Here is a 14,072-nt window from a genome sequence, read left to right as displayed (position 1 = left end):
AGAGGCGGCAACCTCTCCCCGGCCCTAACCGAAACCGATCTCGGGAGATCGATCATGGCTGTACTGACCCTTAGCACGCAAACCGCGTGCGTCACCATCGCTCACAATCCGCACGCCGCGCCTATCGGTGGTAACGTCGCCAGCTTCGCCCAGGCAAAGCACCTGCGCGACCTGCCCACCTATCTCAAGGGAGGGCGGATCTGATGGCCGCCGCAGCAAAGAGCTCGACCATCGAGCTGCCCGCCCTCAACATCCAGACCGTGCAGTTCATGCTCGTCGGTGACAGCCCGCTGATCGTCCATGCGTGGAGCGAAAAGGCCAAGCGCCAGATGCTCGATAAGCAGATGAAGAAGGCAACCAAGGCGCGCGAAGCCAAGGATCCCGAGGCCGATTATGAAGCTTGCTTCTATCGGACCCCGACCGGCGCCTATGGTTTCCCAGCGATCGGCGTAAAGGCCGCGATGGTCGGCGCGTGCCGGTTCGTGGATGCCAAGATGACGATGGCGCGCGGCGCGTTCCATATCGACTGCGAGATGCTTGAGGTGATCGGCGAACCCAATCCACGCGAGGACATGGTCAGGATTGGGCTGGGCACCGCGGATATCCGTTACCGGCCAGAGTTCAAGCAGTGGCGCATTCCGGTTGCGGTGAAGTTCAACGCCGCCGTGATCAGCGCGGAGCAGATCGCGAACCTGCTCAACACCGCCGGCTTCGGCATCGGGATTGGCGAATGGAGGCCGGAGAAGAACGGACAGTATGGCCGCTTCCATGTCGGCACCAGCGAGGATCTGGCGGCATGATCTATAAATGGAAACAGGGTAGCCACGCTCCCAAAATCGAGGCGCAGGTCGTGGGCGAGGAACTTGAGCGACTCCGCGTTTTCCACAACGGCAGGCTCGACAACGCGACGGTGGTGGAGGCCGCGCGCGATAAGCTCAACCCGCTCCACCCGGCGTTCGAATGGGATGACCGCAAGGCAGCGGCAGCCTATCGCCTCGACCAAGCCGGCGATCTGATCCGCGCCGTGGATGTGGTGATCGAGAAGGGGGAAGGCTCCGCACCGATCCGAGCCTTCGTCTCTGTGATGCGCGACGAGGATCGGTCATATACGAGCGTCCAGCACGCGCTATCGGATGAAGAGCTTCGCGCTCAAGTCGTAGCGCAGGCATGGTCGGAACTGGAGGCGTTCCATAAAAAGTACGCAGAGCTCACCGAATTTGCGAAGATATTCTCGCTGATTGGTGAGGCTCGGACCGCCTGAAAGGGTCCGAAACGAGGCAGGCGAGGCGAGGTATGGCGTGTCCGGGTGTGGCGGGGCATGGCAGGCTAGGCATGGCGGGGCCAGGTGCGGCGCGGCGAGTCGCGGCAAGGCGGGTCAACGCACGGGAGGGCGGTCAGCAATGGCCGCCCTCGGCTGTTAGAGGCACATCATCGACCACGCCTCATTGAAATTCTTTTGATCCATCGTGCCGTCGCCTTCGACCGCCGAAATGTCGCCGCCTGCGATGAAACGGGTTGGGCCACTCATCCCGCCAAACCCGTTTTTGCTGTTTACCTTCCCGCAGGTGCCTAGAGCTTTCCCGTCGCGGCGAATGGTATGTAATTCGGAGAATTCGGCCGACCCGGGGTCGCGCAACTTTGCCTTTATGTCGGTTTGAGCGACTGTCCATATTGCGGCATCGCTTGGGCCACTTTGGTCTGCGGGCGCCGAGCAGGATCCAGCCGCAAAAGCTATAGCGATAAAGAGCCGGATCATTGGCGTTCCCTGACGGCGGTAATGCACGGACATCGCACAACGTAGCCCCAATGCGCAATCCTGAGGCGCGCCGTGGCCGAGATCGATCCAATTATCTTGCAAATCCGCGCGGACATGAACGCGTACAAGGTCGAACTGCGCAACAGTACAGCGCTGGTCACCTCATCGTTTACCCGCCAAGAGCGGGCCATCCTGCATCTTGAGCGGCAAATCCGGGCATCGTCTGCAAACATTGGCGGGACACTTCGAGGGCTGACAGGGGCTTTCGCAGGCGCGTTGTCGGTCCAGCAGGTCACGGGAATTATCGACAGCTTTACCCGATTTCAAAATCAGCTTCGGGTCACTGGCTTAGAGGGTGAGCGCCTAGCCCAAGTGCAGCGAAACCTCTTCGGCGTCGCGCAGCAGTACGGTGTTGAGCTTGAAGCCCTCGGCGGACTTTATGGCCGGGCCTCTCAAGCACAACGAGATTTAGGCGCCACGCAAGCAGACCTTCTGGCGATCACAAAGGCCACGGCGCAAGCTCTAAAGATCACCGGCGTTACAACTGCGCAGGCATCCGGTGCCATACTCGGTCTCACGCAGGCACTTTCATCCGGAAAGGTCCAAGCGGAAGACTATAATCAGGTCAATGAAGGCGGGTTGCGACCGTTGCTTCAGGTGATAGCGGCCTCTGAGCGGTTCGGCGGGAGTATTGGAAAGTTGAGGGCTGAGGTCGTGGCCGGAAAGGTCACGAGCCAGCAGTTCTTTGATTTGCTCAAAAGCGGATCCAACACTCTGGAATCGCAGGCGGCAAAGGCTACCCTCACCCTTTCCGGTGCATTCACCAAGCTAAGAAATCAACTCAGTCTTTATATCGGCGAGGCGGCGCAGGCGAACGGCGCTACTACGGCAGTTGCTGGCGGCTTGGAGATACTTGCTGACAACCTCGATACGGTCGCCGACGCGCTGGCCGTGATCGCCACCGTCATGCTTGGCCGCTACGTTGCCGGGATGGTCGCAGCAGCCGCCTCGACCGGTGTTGTATCGACGGCAATCTTCGCGATGCAGGCCCGCGCGATCGGTGCGGCAACGACAATGGAGGCGCTGGCGCTCACTGGCGCGACAGCCGGTCGCACGCTTCTTGCGGCGTTCGGCGGTACGGTTGGGCTGGCGGTCACGGCACTGGCCCTCGGCATCGGCTATCTCGCCACGCGCAATGATGAGGCTGCGAAGGCTGCGCGGATCAATGCGCAGGCTCAGCAGATACTTGGCGATACCACGAAAAGCGCGAGCGATGCCGTCGACAAGCTCGCAACCGCGCACGGCAAGGCCCGTCAGGAGGCATTGAAGGCGGCGAAGGCCGAATACGAGTTGGTGAAGCAGAAGCTCGCCAGCGCGCAGGCCTCGCTAATGCTGGCCAGCGCCGAATATTCGCGGCTGCGGGCGACCGGCGCCGGCGGTAACCCAGCGGCTGCGGGCGTGCCGGGTTATGCCGGTGGCGGGTTCGCGGTACCCGGCGGGGTAAACGCAGGCGCAATCTCCGCAGCAGAGGACCGGATGAAGGCGGGCGAACAGGCCGTCGTCGCGCTAATGCGCGCTGCGGAGAAGCTGCGCGGCGGCATTGCGGCACCGGAAACCGCGCCCCCGAAGATCGACACGAAGGATAAGAAAAAGAAGAAGGGCCGCCAAGGCCGCGATCCCGCTGACATCGAGCGCGAAGTTGCAGACAAAATTCGCGAACTCGGCGAACAGGAAATCCGTGCTCGTCTCGACATCACGCTAGACGCCGAAAAGCGCGCCGAATTGCAGGGCAACCTCTACGAGCTGGAATACAAGAACCAGATCGCTGAAATCGATGCCGCAAAGGATTATAGCGAGGCGCAGAAGGCGCGGCTCCGGGCAGCCACCCGCGCGCTATACGGTCGGGATGAAAGCGGCGGGCTGGTATCCGGCGCACCGCAAGGGATTTCCCTTAACCGGGATCTGGAGCGAGCACAGCGAACCATTGCCGAGCGCGACCTCCAGATGCAGCGCGAGACGTTGGAAGCGCAGGCTGACCTTGTCGAAGGCCGGGTTGCCCGCCTCGAAATTGAGCGGCGCATCCTTGATATCGCGGAGCAGGAGGAATCCTCTCGTCTGGAGGCAGCTATTGCCGCTGGCGAGATTGCTGATGCGGAGAAGGCCCGTGCGCTACTGGCACGCAAGCAGTCCGCAGGGCGGGAAAATCTCGCCCGCCAATACGAATCCCCCATCGATCGCTACCGCCGTAGCTTCAACGACCCTTCCGAACAGGTCGAGGAGGCCGTCGTGTCACGTCTTGAACAAGTCGACGACGCTATTTCGGACGCCATTACCAAGCGTCTTGGCGTCAAGGACCCGCTTATCGCCAGTCTTCTCGATATCCTCATTCAGCAGGTCCTGATGAAGCCGATAGCCGACGCGCTTGCCGGTGCGAAGGGCGCTGGGGGCGGAGGTATAGGCGGGTTTCTCGGTAGCGTAGTGGGCTCGATCTTCGGCAGGGCCAGCGGCGGCTACAATGCCCCGCATTCGGTGACCCGCGTCAACGAGAACCGCGGCGGTGGTGTCGAACTGCTCCGTATGGGTAGCCAGGGGGGCACGGTGATCCCGCTAGGCCAGACCAAAGCGGCGGGCGGTGGCGGGACGATAGTCAAAAACTACCACATCAACGTCAGCGCCGACAATTCCGTGACCCCCGCCGGGTTCGCGCGAGGGCTCGCCGCTCAGATCCTTGGCGAAGCGCAGAAAATGGACGCGCAGACGCTGGGCTCCACCTTGCGCGCCGTTCCCGGTATGCTGTCGAAGCAGAACCGGTACGGCGGCTAGCCACGATGCCGGATCGCGCATAACCTGAGGCGGGGAGAATGCCGATGATTATTCCGCTACTGCTTGCCCAGGCCGTCATCTCGACGCCGACGGACCGCTCTTACATCTTGGCCACCACTGAGCGGACTATGGCCGAGTTGGTTCGCTGCCTTGATGTGGAATGGGAAGATGAGGGCGTGAGTGACGAAACAGTGACCGCGTACGGCACCAAGGTCGACTTTCGCTTTTCCAATCTCGGCGGTGCGGTCCAAAGCCCATCCGTGACCATGGAGGTCCACGAAGGCGAAAAGCGAACGCTGGTGATGTACGGCTTCAAAGCGTGGCGTGGTGCGATCAAGGCATTCTGGAACAACACCGCCAAGAAGTGCTTCCCGGAACTCAACAACCCGGCGGTGGTGAAGCCCGCCAAGACCTGACGGCGGTAATCCCGCACCAGCCCAAGCCATACCTCCATGGGTATGGCAACCTATCGCCGCTCGATCCTTTTCCGGCTGGCGGCTGACCCTATCGCATGGATTTGGTCGGGGCACGGCGACCTACCCGTAGAAGCCGACGCCATCGACCCTGGCGGCGCAACCTATGTTGGTGCCGGCGCCCTTCTCGACATTCCGGCCCTGAAGCAGCTCGTCAACGGTACCGCGGATCGTCTGGACTTCGTGCTGTCCGGCGTCTCGGGCTACACGCTGCGCCTAGCCCAAGAGGATGCCGCAAGCATCCCGAACGCGCTCGTCCTTATCGGCGAGCAGGATTTCGACGCTGACTGGCAGAACGACGGCCCGCCGCGCTGGGTATGGCGTGGCTTCGCGGATATTCTCGTCACCGAGAGCCAGGATGTGCCGAACGGTCGCCAGCGCACGATTCGGCTGTCCGTTCGCAGTGCCGACACGTTCCGCTCCAATCCTCAGCCCGCATTCTACACCGACCAGGACGTGCGGCGTAAATCGCCCTCGGACGCGATCGCCAGCCATGTCTCGCTGATCACCGCCGGTGCGAAACGTCGCTTTGGGCCGTCCAGCAAATGACGCTGGGCAGCTTCCTCAAGGCCGCGATGGCAGATTTCGGGCCGTGGAATTGCTCTACGCTCGCGGCGGATTGGTGCCTCGAGCTAGGGCATCCGGACTTTGCCGCGGAATGGCGGGGCGTCGCGGATGACGAAGCCGCTCGCGCCACGGTCGAGCGGTCAGGCGGACTTTTGCCCCTGTGGGAGCGCGGAATAGCAGGACGACTGCCCGTCGTGGAAACGCCGCAGGCCGCAGATATCGCCGTCATCACGGCGATCGGGGAGGAGGCTGGCGCAATCTGGACTGGCAAGCGCTGGTCTCTGCGGTCCAGTGGAGGGCGCCTGCATTTCATCGAGTCCGGCACGCATATTCGCGTTCTCAAGGCGTGGCGGCCATGAGTCGGACGCTGGGCTCCATCTTGCTTGTCGCCGGCGCAGTGGCGGTCAACGTCATCCCCGGCGCCGGCCAGTTCATCAGCGCCGCCATCCTGAGCTCGGGCCTTGGCATCGGCTCCGTCGCAACTGCGGTATCGCTCTCGGCTTCGTTCACCACCGGCTTGACCCTCGCGGGCATCTCGGCCGGCCTCAGCGCTGCCGGTTCCGTCATCGCCGGCCGCCCCGCCCAGCGCGCCGACACCACGGAAACCAGCCGCAAGTCGCCCATCCCCGTCCGCACCCGCGCCTATGGTGCGCTGCGCCTCTACTGGGACGCTCTATTCTTCGGCAACAAGTCGGACGGCACGCCGATCGATGTAGGCGCCTTCCACGACGGTCGCGCAAACGCGATCACGCAAGTCTATCTGAACGACGACAAGGTCACCCTCACCGGCACCACCGTCAACGCGCTCCCCGATGGCCGATACCGCGATAGCCGGGTCAAATGCGGCTTCAACCTTGGGCTCCCGACCGAGACTGCGTTTGCCGACGTAGTAGCCGAGCTTCCGGGCATCTGGACCACCGATCACCGCGGTGACGGCATCGTCACCGGATTCCTGATCAAGTTCCTCACCAAGGCCGACAAGTTCCTCGAAACCTACCCGAACGGCGACGATATCCAGATGTCGCTGGCCGGTGAATGGTCGCTGGTGTTCGACTTCCGCGACGAAGCTCAGGACGCCTACGACCAGACCACATGGGAATATCGCGACAACCCCGTCCTTGCGTTCCTCCATCGCGAGATCACGCAAGGGGGCGTCGATTTCAACACACAGATCCTCCCGCAGATCGACAAATGGACCGCCGCTGCGAATGACTGCGATGCCGCGATGGCCCTGGCAGCCGGTGGCACCGAGCCCCGTTATCGCCTTGCCCTCGCTTACAAGGCGACCGAAACCCCCGCCGCCGTTCGTCTGGCGATCCTCAATACCTTCGACGGCTGGTATTGCGAGAATGAGCGCGGCGAACTGATCATCTATTCGGGGCGCTTCTACGAGCCGACGGTGAGCATCGGCCCCGACAAGATCGCCTCCTATTCGATCCAGCAGCACGTCGCCGCCGAGGACGCGGTCAACGAGGTGCTGATCACCTACGTCTCGGCAGAGCACGACTATGCGACCGTCGATGCCGCTTCGTGGCGCGACCAGGCGGCGATCGATGCGAGTGGGCGCGAGCCGGTCACGATCGGGCTCGATGCGCAGATCCCGTCACCGACGCAGGGCCGTCGCCTCGCCAAGCGCAAGATGATCCGCGCAAACGCGCCGTATCGCGGCAGCATCGTCACCACCTTCGGGGGCCGTGAGGTGCTGGGCGAGCGCTACATCAACCTGACCATCGAGGAGGCCGGCGCCGTATTCTATGATGGCCCGGTCGAGATCGTCGGCTCGCCCGAGCGCGACATGCAGACCGGCGGCGTTCGCTTCGAATGGGTAGCTGCCGACCCGGCTATGGACGATTGGGACCCGTCGGAAGAGACCGGCGACGCGACTCCTGTTGGCGAGGTGCCCGACGTCGAGCCGCTCGATGACCCCGAAATCACGGACGCGGTCGTCAATTTCGACACCGATAGCGGAGCGGGCGCACCCGGCGCCTATCTTGTGCTGACCGCAACGGGCCCGGACCGCAGCGACCTGACCTGGTTCGCGCGCACAAAGCTGTCCACGGCGAGCGTATGGGGCGAGCGGCAATATTCCGACATCGACCCCGGCACGTCGGTGACCATCAATACCGAATACGTGCCCGCCGACGCGATGGTTGACGCGCAGGTTTCCTACGCGACGGGGGACGGTCGGCGCAGCGCTTGGTCGGATACCGTGACTGTCGACACGACCACGGATGGGATCGAGGTCATCTACGACGGGGGAATCCTGTCGTGACCACGACCAAAAAAGTGCGCTTCATCTACAATATCTATCCGGCTGCGCTTTGGGCCTCGGAGAATCCGATCCTGCTCGAGCGCGAGATCGGGATCATTGAGGAAACAGGGGAGCAGAGGTGGGGCGATGGCGTAACGCACTTTATCGACCTGCCCCCCGCCCCCCTGCCGGCCCCTGAGTGGGGCGAGATCACCGGAACCCTGAGCGACCAGACCGATTTGCAAGCGGCGCTGGACGCCAAGGCCCCACTCGTATCACCAGCGCTTACCGGAACGCCTACCGGCCCAACCGCGTCGCCTGGCACGAACAACACGCAGCTCGCCACAACCGCGTTCGTCGCTGCGCTGGTTGCGCTGGCGACGACCGGCCTTTTCGATCTCAAGGGCGATATCGACTGCTCGGCGAACCCGAACTATCCGGCAGCATCGAAGGGCGACGCCTATGTCGTATCGGTCGCCGGCAGGATCGGTGGCGCGTCCGGGGTCAGCGTTGATATCGGTGACACCATCATCGCCAAGGCCGACAACGCAGGCGGTACGCAGGCGTCGGTCGGCGCATCATGGTGGTCTCAGGAGCATAATCTCGCCGGGGCGCTGGTGGCGGCGAATAACTTGTCCGATGTCGCCAACGCTTCGACGGCACGAGTAAATCTCGGCTTGGACACGATGGCCACCCAAGCCGCGAGCAATGTGAACATCACCGGCGGGGTGATCGCGGGGATCACATCGCTGACGATGAACAGCGGCGGGGCCTTTCTCCCGGCGTTGACCTTCAGCGGCACCGGGGGGAGCGCCACGCTGGGGCGGGCGACTGCGTCATTCCTTGGCGCGAGCACGATGGATCTTGGGCTTCGAGGACCGCAACTGTTTTTTGGCGTGGTCAGTACCTCCTCGATCATGATCAGCAGCAGCGAGAATGTCGGGCTGTTCGGGTGCACTTCTCAGTTCGGATCGGGTGCCCGCGTTCTGGGAATTGCGAACTGCACCACGGCACCGACCACTAATCCCACCGGCGGCGGTGTGCTCTATGTCGAGGCGGGGGCGCTCAAGTATCGCGGGTCTAGCGGCACCGTTACCACCATCGCACCGGCCTGATCGGGCACGCCTGACGGCGGTAATCGCAGACCGGCCCAGCATCTAGCGTCGCGGGCATGTTTATCTTCCCGGCGCACCGTTTCAACCCCGACCCTGTCAAGGCGGACGTGGTGCCGCGCGTCCTCAGCGGGGGGACTGCGCTCAGTGGGGAAGAGGATGTCATCTCGACCGATGGAGGCGGGCGCTGGGAAATCAGCTACGGCGAGATGGACCTCGACAACATCGATTTGCAACGAGCGTGGGATGCGTGGACCGCCCACCTGGCAGGCGGCGCGCAATCGGTGCTCGTGCCGATCCTCTCGCTTAAAACCGCGCCTCGCCCCTTCGCGGGCTCAGGCCTTGCCAGCCCCTCCGACATCTATGCCGACGACGATGTTTTCCCAACCGAGGTTCGCTTCGCCTCGCCGCATATCGTCGCCGTGGTGGGCGCGGATGCCGCGCTGAGGGCAACCACGGTCGAGATTGTGATCTCGCAGGGTGCGATGATCCAGCACGGCGTCAAATTCAGCATCGGGAAGCGCGGCTACAAGGTGGGGCGGGTAACTGCGCGCGACGGGCTTTCGGCGACGTGCAAGATAAGCCCCCCGCTTCGGGAGGCAATCGAAACCGGTGACGCGGTGAACTTCGATTGGCCGGTGGTCGAGTGTCGCGCGGGAATTGGGCAGGACCTCGCCAGCGCCATCACCATGGGCATGTTCGGCACCACCTCGATCAGTTTTGTCGAGCATATCACCTATGGCTGATCCGAACTTTCCGGAGCTGAATATCGTTCTCCCCCGGCAGGGCGATTTCGTAAAGGAATACCAATTCACCGACACGGCGGGCGTGCCGGTCGATATCACTGGGCATACGCTTACCTGGCAAGCCCGCAAGACTGCGGGAACCGGCGCCGTGCTGGCTTCGGCTACGATCACGATCCTCGAGGCGTCGTCCGGACGTTTCAAGGCGAAATGGCATGGGCCGGACTTCGATGAAGTCGAAGGCCCCACCGAGATTGTCCGCGTCGCGCACGACTTGAAGGACATCTACCCCAACGGCGTCATCGACGTGCCTGTCCGGGGGCAAATCATCTTACTCCCGGAGGTAACGGCATGACCGTCGAGCGTATCGTCGTGAACAACGCGCGGGGTGATAGCTTCGCTGACATCGCGCGCCGCGAGGGGGCGATCGGGAGCACCCCGGTTCCGACGAACGCCAGCAACCAAGAGGTGCTTGATGCCATCGCGCAGGAGGCGGCGGCAGGCTTCAACACGCTGATGTTCGTCGCTTCGCTCGGGATCAAGGACAGTGTCGCGGACGGGTTGGCGACGGTCGCAAATGGCGAACGATTTTGGGCCTATGAGGCGGGAGCGTTCCGTCGTTTCGAGAAAGTGGCCGGCGTGGCGGTGGAAAAGCCCGGTCCTCTGCCGTCGCTCAACCTCCTGCCCACCTACGCGGGCGCCTATGCCACGCTTGACGATGCAATCGCCGCAGCCGGCGTGGGCGGCACACTCGTGCTTCAGCCCGGCGTGACCTACACGATCGATCACGGTCTGCTCTCGCTGGACCGTCAGAAGATCATCGGCAACGGTGCGACCCTCAAGCGGCGCGACCAGATCAAAACAACGACGACCACGGCGATGACCACGGGCGAGAGTAAGGCGGTCACCCTCGCCGACGCCAGCGCCTTCACGATCGGGATGCAGGTGGCGTTTGCGCAACAGGGCGTGGCTCGCTCGGCACTGGTGCTCAACAGCACGCTTACCGACGTGCGCACAATCGCGGACAAGGTCGGCAACACGATCACGCTCGATCAGCCGGTCAACGCAAATATCGGCATCGGCGGGACCTGCTTCCTCACCTTCGCTTCGCTGACGCTGGCCGATGGCGCTTCGGTGGAAGGCCTGACCTTCGACGGCAACCGTGCGAAATGGACCTTTGCGCGCTGGGAAACCACCACCGAGCTTTCGATGCTCAGCACAGGATCGGCTCAGGCGGCGCGGAACAACGTATTCGTGAACGCTCCCGGCGAAGGCATCCTGCCTTATGGCGACGATATCACGATCACCGGCAACCGCTTCGACACGATCGGCGGCAACGCGATCCACCTGTCTGGGGTAGTCGGCGCCACGATCACCGGAAACAGCGGCACCAACGGGAACATCGACATCGCGGTTGGCCATGGCGATGGCTTCGTATCATTCAGCAATGACAACAGCCGTATAGTCGTAAGTGGCAATATCGCCGACACGTTCATCGCGGGCGTGGGCGGGATCAACGACACCGATGCCGCGGCGACGATCACCGACAATGATTTCAAGAACATGTATTGTTTCGGCGTGGAGGGCGGCGGCGATACCTCTGGCCACATCATCGCGCGCAACCGGATCGATGGCGTTGGCAGCGATCTGACCAAGAAGCCCGGCATTCCCTATTATGGCGGTCTGGTTCTGGTCGGGCTCTCTGGGGAGAACGTTACGATATCCGAGAACCAAGTCACGAACGTCGATAGCGACTGCTACGCCCTGGCCATCTCGCAGGAGGCTGGAGCGGCAAACCTCAAGGTGATGCGCAACACGCTCGATGCGAGGGTGGAGGTCGCCGGGATGCTGGGCACCGACTTCAGCGAGAACACGATTTTCGGCCAGATGACTATCGGTGCGGCAACCAACAGTTCGTTTTCGCGTAACCGCATCACAGTCGGTACCAGCGTTGTGGCAGTCCGGTTTATCGCCAGCACCGCGTACGCCGGCAATAGCTTCAATCGCAACACCGTAACCGGCGGTCTCTTCGGCATCAACTTCACCGACGACGCCGCAGGCTATTCTGGGCTTGAGGTGGAAGACAACGTCCTCGTCAACCAGGTCTACCGCGCAATAAATGTCGATTTCACAAGCATCCCGGTCAGCGGCTTCAGCATCGCGCGCAACGCCGTGCATGTCGGCGCGGATTCGGACGCCGAATTCATCGGCGTCGTCGTGAGGTCCGACAAGGTGACCGTCGAGGACAACCTGTTCTACAACAGCGTCGGCAGCAGCTCGCGCTATGCCATGCTCTTCACAGGCACGACGACCCCGGAGCTGATCGTAACCCGCAATATCGTGCGAGACGCCTGGTTGCAGACATTGGGCCTGACCGCGAACGCCGGTGCCGTCGTCATCGGAAACGTCCTCAAGACAAAGGACGTGGAGAACCCGACCGGCAACACGGTCAGCGGAACGGTCATCCTGTGATGCCCGCACTCATGTACTCGAACGTCTTTTGGATCGTGTCGGGCATCATGGCGCTTGTCGGCACCGCTGGCATCGGGGGCATGCTTAAGACGTGGCTGGACCACTCGCGCGGAAAGCGGAAGCAGACCGACGACGTTGCCCTCGCTCTGGTCAACCGTCTGGAATCGCGCGTCGAGAAGCTGGAAGGCGACCTCGAAAAAGAGCGGGCGCGCTGTGACGCCGAATTGGGCGTGCATCGGCACGTGAACAAGAACCAGCGCACGATGATCTACGCGCTGTTGCATCTGTTCGACATGCCTGCCGCGCGCCGGAAGGTGGCATTGGTATCGATCCGCACCGAACTGGCGGCGATGGAGATGGCAGAGGCGCAAGAGAAGGCGATCATCGCAGCCGCACCATTGGGAGGGGCACAATGACCCGTGCAGCAGTATTCGACGCGGCCAGCTTCTTCTGCACCGTGCGCAATCCCGCCCGATGCGGCCCGCTCAAGACGGTGCAGGTGGAGGGCTTCACCGAAGTCCTGCAAGCCGCAGAGGGCTCCCCTCTCGCGCACGCCGCCTATATGCTGGCAACGGCATGGCATGAGACGGCGCGAACGATGCAGCCCGTCCGCGAGGCCTATTGGCTGTCCGAGGATTGGCGCAAGAAGCACCTCCGTTACTGGCCTTGGTATGGCCGGGGCTACGTGCAGCTCACCTGGGAACCGAACTACAAGCGCGCCGATGAAAAGCTCGGGCTCGGCGGACGCCTGCTTGCCGATGCCGACGCCGCCATGGAGCCCGCTATCGCCGCGAAGATCATGCGGCGCGGGATGGAGGAGGGTTGGTTCACCGGCGTCAGGTTGCGCGACGTGCTGCCGAGCAAGGGCGTCGCGACCCGCAAGCAATACATGGACGCGCGCACGATCATCAACGGCCGCGACAAGGCCGACTTGATCGAGGATTACGCGCAGTGGTTCGAGCGCGCATTGCGTGACGGGGGCTGGGCATGACGGGTCCGATCATCCCGCACCAGCGCATCGTAGTCTCGGCCAGTGTGGCGGCGATTCTCGGCTACATGGTTTTCAGCGTCTGGGCGGTGGCGTCCGGTGACCCCGCGCTCAAGGGCGATGTGATCGGCACATGGAAGAGCTTCGCCGTGCTGGCGTTTGGCTTCTGGCTCGGCTCCAGCTCGGGCGGAAAGGCCAAGGATACGGACACGCGGCCCACTGGCACCCCGAACGATCCGGTGAGCGTGGAACCGGTGCAGCCATGATCCCCCTCGGCGCCGCCCTCGATTTCATGCGCGGCAAATGGTGGCTGCTTGGCGTAGGGGCAGCGCTGATCTTCGCGCTTATCCAGTGGGGCAATGCCCGGCATTGGGAAAAGCGCTATCTCCAGCAGGTCGCGCTTATTGAACGCGCCAAGGTCGCAGCCGCCGAACAATACGCCGCGAACGAAAAGCGCTTGGCGGAAGCAACAGCGGACTATGCCGCCCGCGCCGCCGCCGCCGAGCCCATCATCCTCCACTCCCGCGAAACGGTGACCCGATATGCTGAAACCCCTGCTGGTGCTGCTCCCTGCCTTGCTACCGATCGCGTTGACGGCGTGCGGAGGGACCGGGAAGCTCTCTTTGCCGGCGACGATACCAGCGCCGCCGAGCGTGGCGCTGGAGCCGTGCAGGCCCTCCCCGCTCCCTGATGGGCCTCTGACGGCTGCACAGGCTGAGAGTGCTATCCGTGAAGGCGATATCGCGCTGGCTGCGTGTGAGCGCAAGCGCCGCTTGCTGGTCGAGAGCTGGCCGAAGTAGCTAGCCCCGCGTTCCGCTTTCGTTCTACCCATGCCAGATGCCGACTCGCTTCCCCGCATGGACCCTGACCCTCGGCGCAATGCTCGA

17 protein-coding genes are annotated in these 14,072 nt (G+C 63.0%); 16 read left to right on the top strand and 1 reads right to left on the bottom strand.

Going from position 1 to position 14,072, the window contains the following annotated elements; genetic code table 11:
• The first annotated feature begins 54 nt into the window (after positions 1 to 54).
• The 3 genes from SSO01S_RS17480 to SSO01S_RS03265 are packed head-to-tail and all read left to right on the top strand — an operon-like array spanning position 55 to position 1,261.
• A complete protein-coding gene (locus SSO01S_RS17480) occupies positions 55 to 204 on the top strand; it encodes a hypothetical protein (RefSeq protein ID WP_157073610.1) in 150 nt (49 codons plus the stop codon).
• The gene (locus SSO01S_RS03270) at positions 204 to 800 is read left to right on the top strand and encodes a hypothetical protein (RefSeq protein ID WP_066795047.1); all 597 of its coding nucleotides are present in this window, start codon (positions 204 to 206) and stop codon (positions 798 to 800) included. Before SSO01S_RS17480 ends, SSO01S_RS03270 begins: the two co-directional genes overlap by 1 nt.
• Positions 797 to 1,261 (top strand): hypothetical protein, encoded by a 465-nt coding sequence (locus tag SSO01S_RS03265; protein ID WP_066795040.1) that lies wholly within the window; start codon positions 797 to 799, stop codon positions 1,259 to 1,261. The genes SSO01S_RS03270 and SSO01S_RS03265 overlap by 4 nt, the downstream gene beginning before the upstream one ends.
• Positions 1,262 to 1,417: 156 nt before the next feature.
• Here SSO01S_RS03265 and SSO01S_RS17475 read toward each other — a convergent pair whose 3' ends face one another.
• Positions 1,418 to 1,756: a hypothetical protein gene (locus tag SSO01S_RS17475; protein ID WP_157073609.1), complete on the bottom strand. Its 339-nt coding sequence runs from the start codon at positions 1,754 to 1,756 to the stop codon at positions 1,418 to 1,420.
• Between the two features lie 72 nt (positions 1,757 to 1,828).
• On the opposite strand from SSO01S_RS17475, the gene SSO01S_RS03260 reads away from it, so the two are divergent.
• The 13 genes from SSO01S_RS03260 (at position 1,829) to SSO01S_RS03200 (ending at position 13,876) form a co-directional block, all read left to right on the top strand.
• Positions 1,829 to 4,579: a tape measure protein gene (locus SSO01S_RS03260; protein ID WP_083942810.1), complete on the top strand. Its 2,751-nt coding sequence runs from the start codon at positions 1,829 to 1,831 to the stop codon at positions 4,577 to 4,579.
• A gap of 38 nt (positions 4,580 to 4,617) precedes the next feature.
• Entirely contained in the window at positions 4,618 to 4,995 is a 378-nt protein-coding gene (locus SSO01S_RS03255) for a hypothetical protein (protein WP_066795034.1), read from the top strand.
• A gap of 42 nt (positions 4,996 to 5,037) precedes the next feature.
• Positions 5,038 to 5,601 (top strand): hypothetical protein, encoded by a 564-nt coding sequence (locus SSO01S_RS03250; RefSeq protein WP_066795032.1) that lies wholly within the window; start codon positions 5,038 to 5,040, stop codon positions 5,599 to 5,601.
• Positions 5,598 to 5,978, top strand: coding sequence for a DUF6950 family protein (locus SSO01S_RS03245; protein WP_066795030.1), 381 nt, complete (start codon positions 5,598 to 5,600; stop codon positions 5,976 to 5,978). The genes SSO01S_RS03250 and SSO01S_RS03245 overlap by 4 nt, the downstream gene beginning before the upstream one ends.
• On the top strand, positions 5,975 to 7,891 hold the full coding sequence (locus SSO01S_RS03240) for a phage tail protein (RefSeq protein ID WP_066795028.1): 1,917 nt from the start codon (positions 5,975 to 5,977) through the stop codon (positions 7,889 to 7,891). The genes SSO01S_RS03245 and SSO01S_RS03240 overlap by 4 nt, the downstream gene beginning before the upstream one ends.
• Positions 7,888 to 8,985 (top strand): hypothetical protein, encoded by a 1,098-nt coding sequence (locus SSO01S_RS17815; RefSeq protein WP_066795026.1) that lies wholly within the window; start codon positions 7,888 to 7,890, stop codon positions 8,983 to 8,985. The genes SSO01S_RS03240 and SSO01S_RS17815 overlap by 4 nt, the downstream gene beginning before the upstream one ends.
• 110 nt (positions 8,986 to 9,095) lie before the next feature.
• Positions 9,096 to 9,728 (top strand): hypothetical protein, encoded by a 633-nt coding sequence (locus tag SSO01S_RS03230; RefSeq protein WP_218000325.1) that lies wholly within the window; start codon positions 9,096 to 9,098, stop codon positions 9,726 to 9,728.
• Positions 9,721 to 10,080 (top strand): hypothetical protein, encoded by a 360-nt coding sequence (locus tag SSO01S_RS03225; protein WP_066795021.1) that lies wholly within the window; start codon positions 9,721 to 9,723, stop codon positions 10,078 to 10,080. The genes SSO01S_RS03230 and SSO01S_RS03225 overlap by 8 nt, the downstream gene beginning before the upstream one ends.
• The gene (locus SSO01S_RS03220; RefSeq protein WP_066795018.1) at positions 10,077 to 12,197 is read left to right on the top strand and encodes a right-handed parallel beta-helix repeat-containing protein; all 2,121 of its coding nucleotides are present in this window, start codon (positions 10,077 to 10,079) and stop codon (positions 12,195 to 12,197) included. Before SSO01S_RS03225 ends, SSO01S_RS03220 begins: the two co-directional genes overlap by 4 nt.
• Complete coding sequence (locus tag SSO01S_RS03215; protein WP_066795015.1) at positions 12,197 to 12,613, top strand: hypothetical protein; 417 nt, start codon at positions 12,197 to 12,199, stop codon at positions 12,611 to 12,613. The genes SSO01S_RS03220 and SSO01S_RS03215 overlap by 1 nt, the downstream gene beginning before the upstream one ends.
• A complete protein-coding gene (locus SSO01S_RS03210; protein WP_157073608.1) occupies positions 12,610 to 13,188 on the top strand; it encodes a lysozyme family protein in 579 nt (192 codons plus the stop codon). The genes SSO01S_RS03215 and SSO01S_RS03210 overlap by 4 nt, the downstream gene beginning before the upstream one ends.
• Entirely contained in the window at positions 13,185 to 13,451 is a 267-nt protein-coding gene (locus SSO01S_RS03205) for a hypothetical protein (protein ID WP_066795012.1), read from the top strand. The genes SSO01S_RS03210 and SSO01S_RS03205 overlap by 4 nt, the downstream gene beginning before the upstream one ends.
• On the top strand, positions 13,448 to 13,876 hold the full coding sequence (locus SSO01S_RS03200; RefSeq protein WP_066795005.1) for a hypothetical protein: 429 nt from the start codon (positions 13,448 to 13,450) through the stop codon (positions 13,874 to 13,876). The genes SSO01S_RS03205 and SSO01S_RS03200 overlap by 4 nt, the downstream gene beginning before the upstream one ends.
• The last annotated feature ends 196 nt before the right edge of the window (positions 13,877 to 14,072 follow it).

This window comes from Sphingomonas soli NBRC 100801 (assembly GCF_001591025.1).
GTDB classification, from domain to species: domain Bacteria; phylum Pseudomonadota; class Alphaproteobacteria; order Sphingomonadales; family Sphingomonadaceae; genus Sphingomonas; species Sphingomonas soli.
This window is presented reverse-complemented; position numbering and strand designations above follow the sequence as displayed.

Bases quoted from the DNA above. Each gene is read 5' to 3' on its own strand.
- SSO01S_RS17480 (WP_157073610.1), top strand. From the start codon at position 55: ATGGCTGTACTGACCCTTAGCACGCAAACCGCGTGCGTCACCATCGCT.
- SSO01S_RS03270 (WP_066795047.1), top strand. From the start codon at position 204: ATGGCCGCCGCAGCAAAGAGCTCGACCATCGAGCTGCCCGCCCTCAAC.
- SSO01S_RS03265 (WP_066795040.1), top strand. From the start codon at position 797: ATGATCTATAAATGGAAACAGGGTAGCCACGCTCCCAAAATCGAGGCG.
- SSO01S_RS17475 (WP_157073609.1), bottom strand. From the start codon at position 1,756: ATGATCCGGCTCTTTATCGCTATAGCTTTTGCGGCTGGATCCTGCTCG.
- SSO01S_RS03255 (WP_066795034.1), top strand. From the start codon at position 4,618: ATGCCGATGATTATTCCGCTACTGCTTGCCCAGGCCGTCATCTCGACG.
- SSO01S_RS03250 (WP_066795032.1), top strand. From the start codon at position 5,038: ATGGCAACCTATCGCCGCTCGATCCTTTTCCGGCTGGCGGCTGACCCT.
- SSO01S_RS03245 (WP_066795030.1), top strand. From the start codon at position 5,598: ATGACGCTGGGCAGCTTCCTCAAGGCCGCGATGGCAGATTTCGGGCCG.
- SSO01S_RS03240 (WP_066795028.1), top strand. From the start codon at position 5,975: ATGAGTCGGACGCTGGGCTCCATCTTGCTTGTCGCCGGCGCAGTGGCG.
- SSO01S_RS03225 (WP_066795021.1), top strand. From the start codon at position 9,721: ATGGCTGATCCGAACTTTCCGGAGCTGAATATCGTTCTCCCCCGGCAG.
- SSO01S_RS03220 (WP_066795018.1), top strand. From the start codon at position 10,077: ATGACCGTCGAGCGTATCGTCGTGAACAACGCGCGGGGTGATAGCTTC.
- SSO01S_RS03215 (WP_066795015.1), top strand. From the start codon at position 12,197: ATGCCCGCACTCATGTACTCGAACGTCTTTTGGATCGTGTCGGGCATC.
- SSO01S_RS03210 (WP_157073608.1), top strand. From the start codon at position 12,610: ATGACCCGTGCAGCAGTATTCGACGCGGCCAGCTTCTTCTGCACCGTG.
- SSO01S_RS03205 (WP_066795012.1), top strand. From the start codon at position 13,185: ATGACGGGTCCGATCATCCCGCACCAGCGCATCGTAGTCTCGGCCAGT.
- SSO01S_RS03200 (WP_066795005.1), top strand. From the start codon at position 13,448: ATGATCCCCCTCGGCGCCGCCCTCGATTTCATGCGCGGCAAATGGTGG.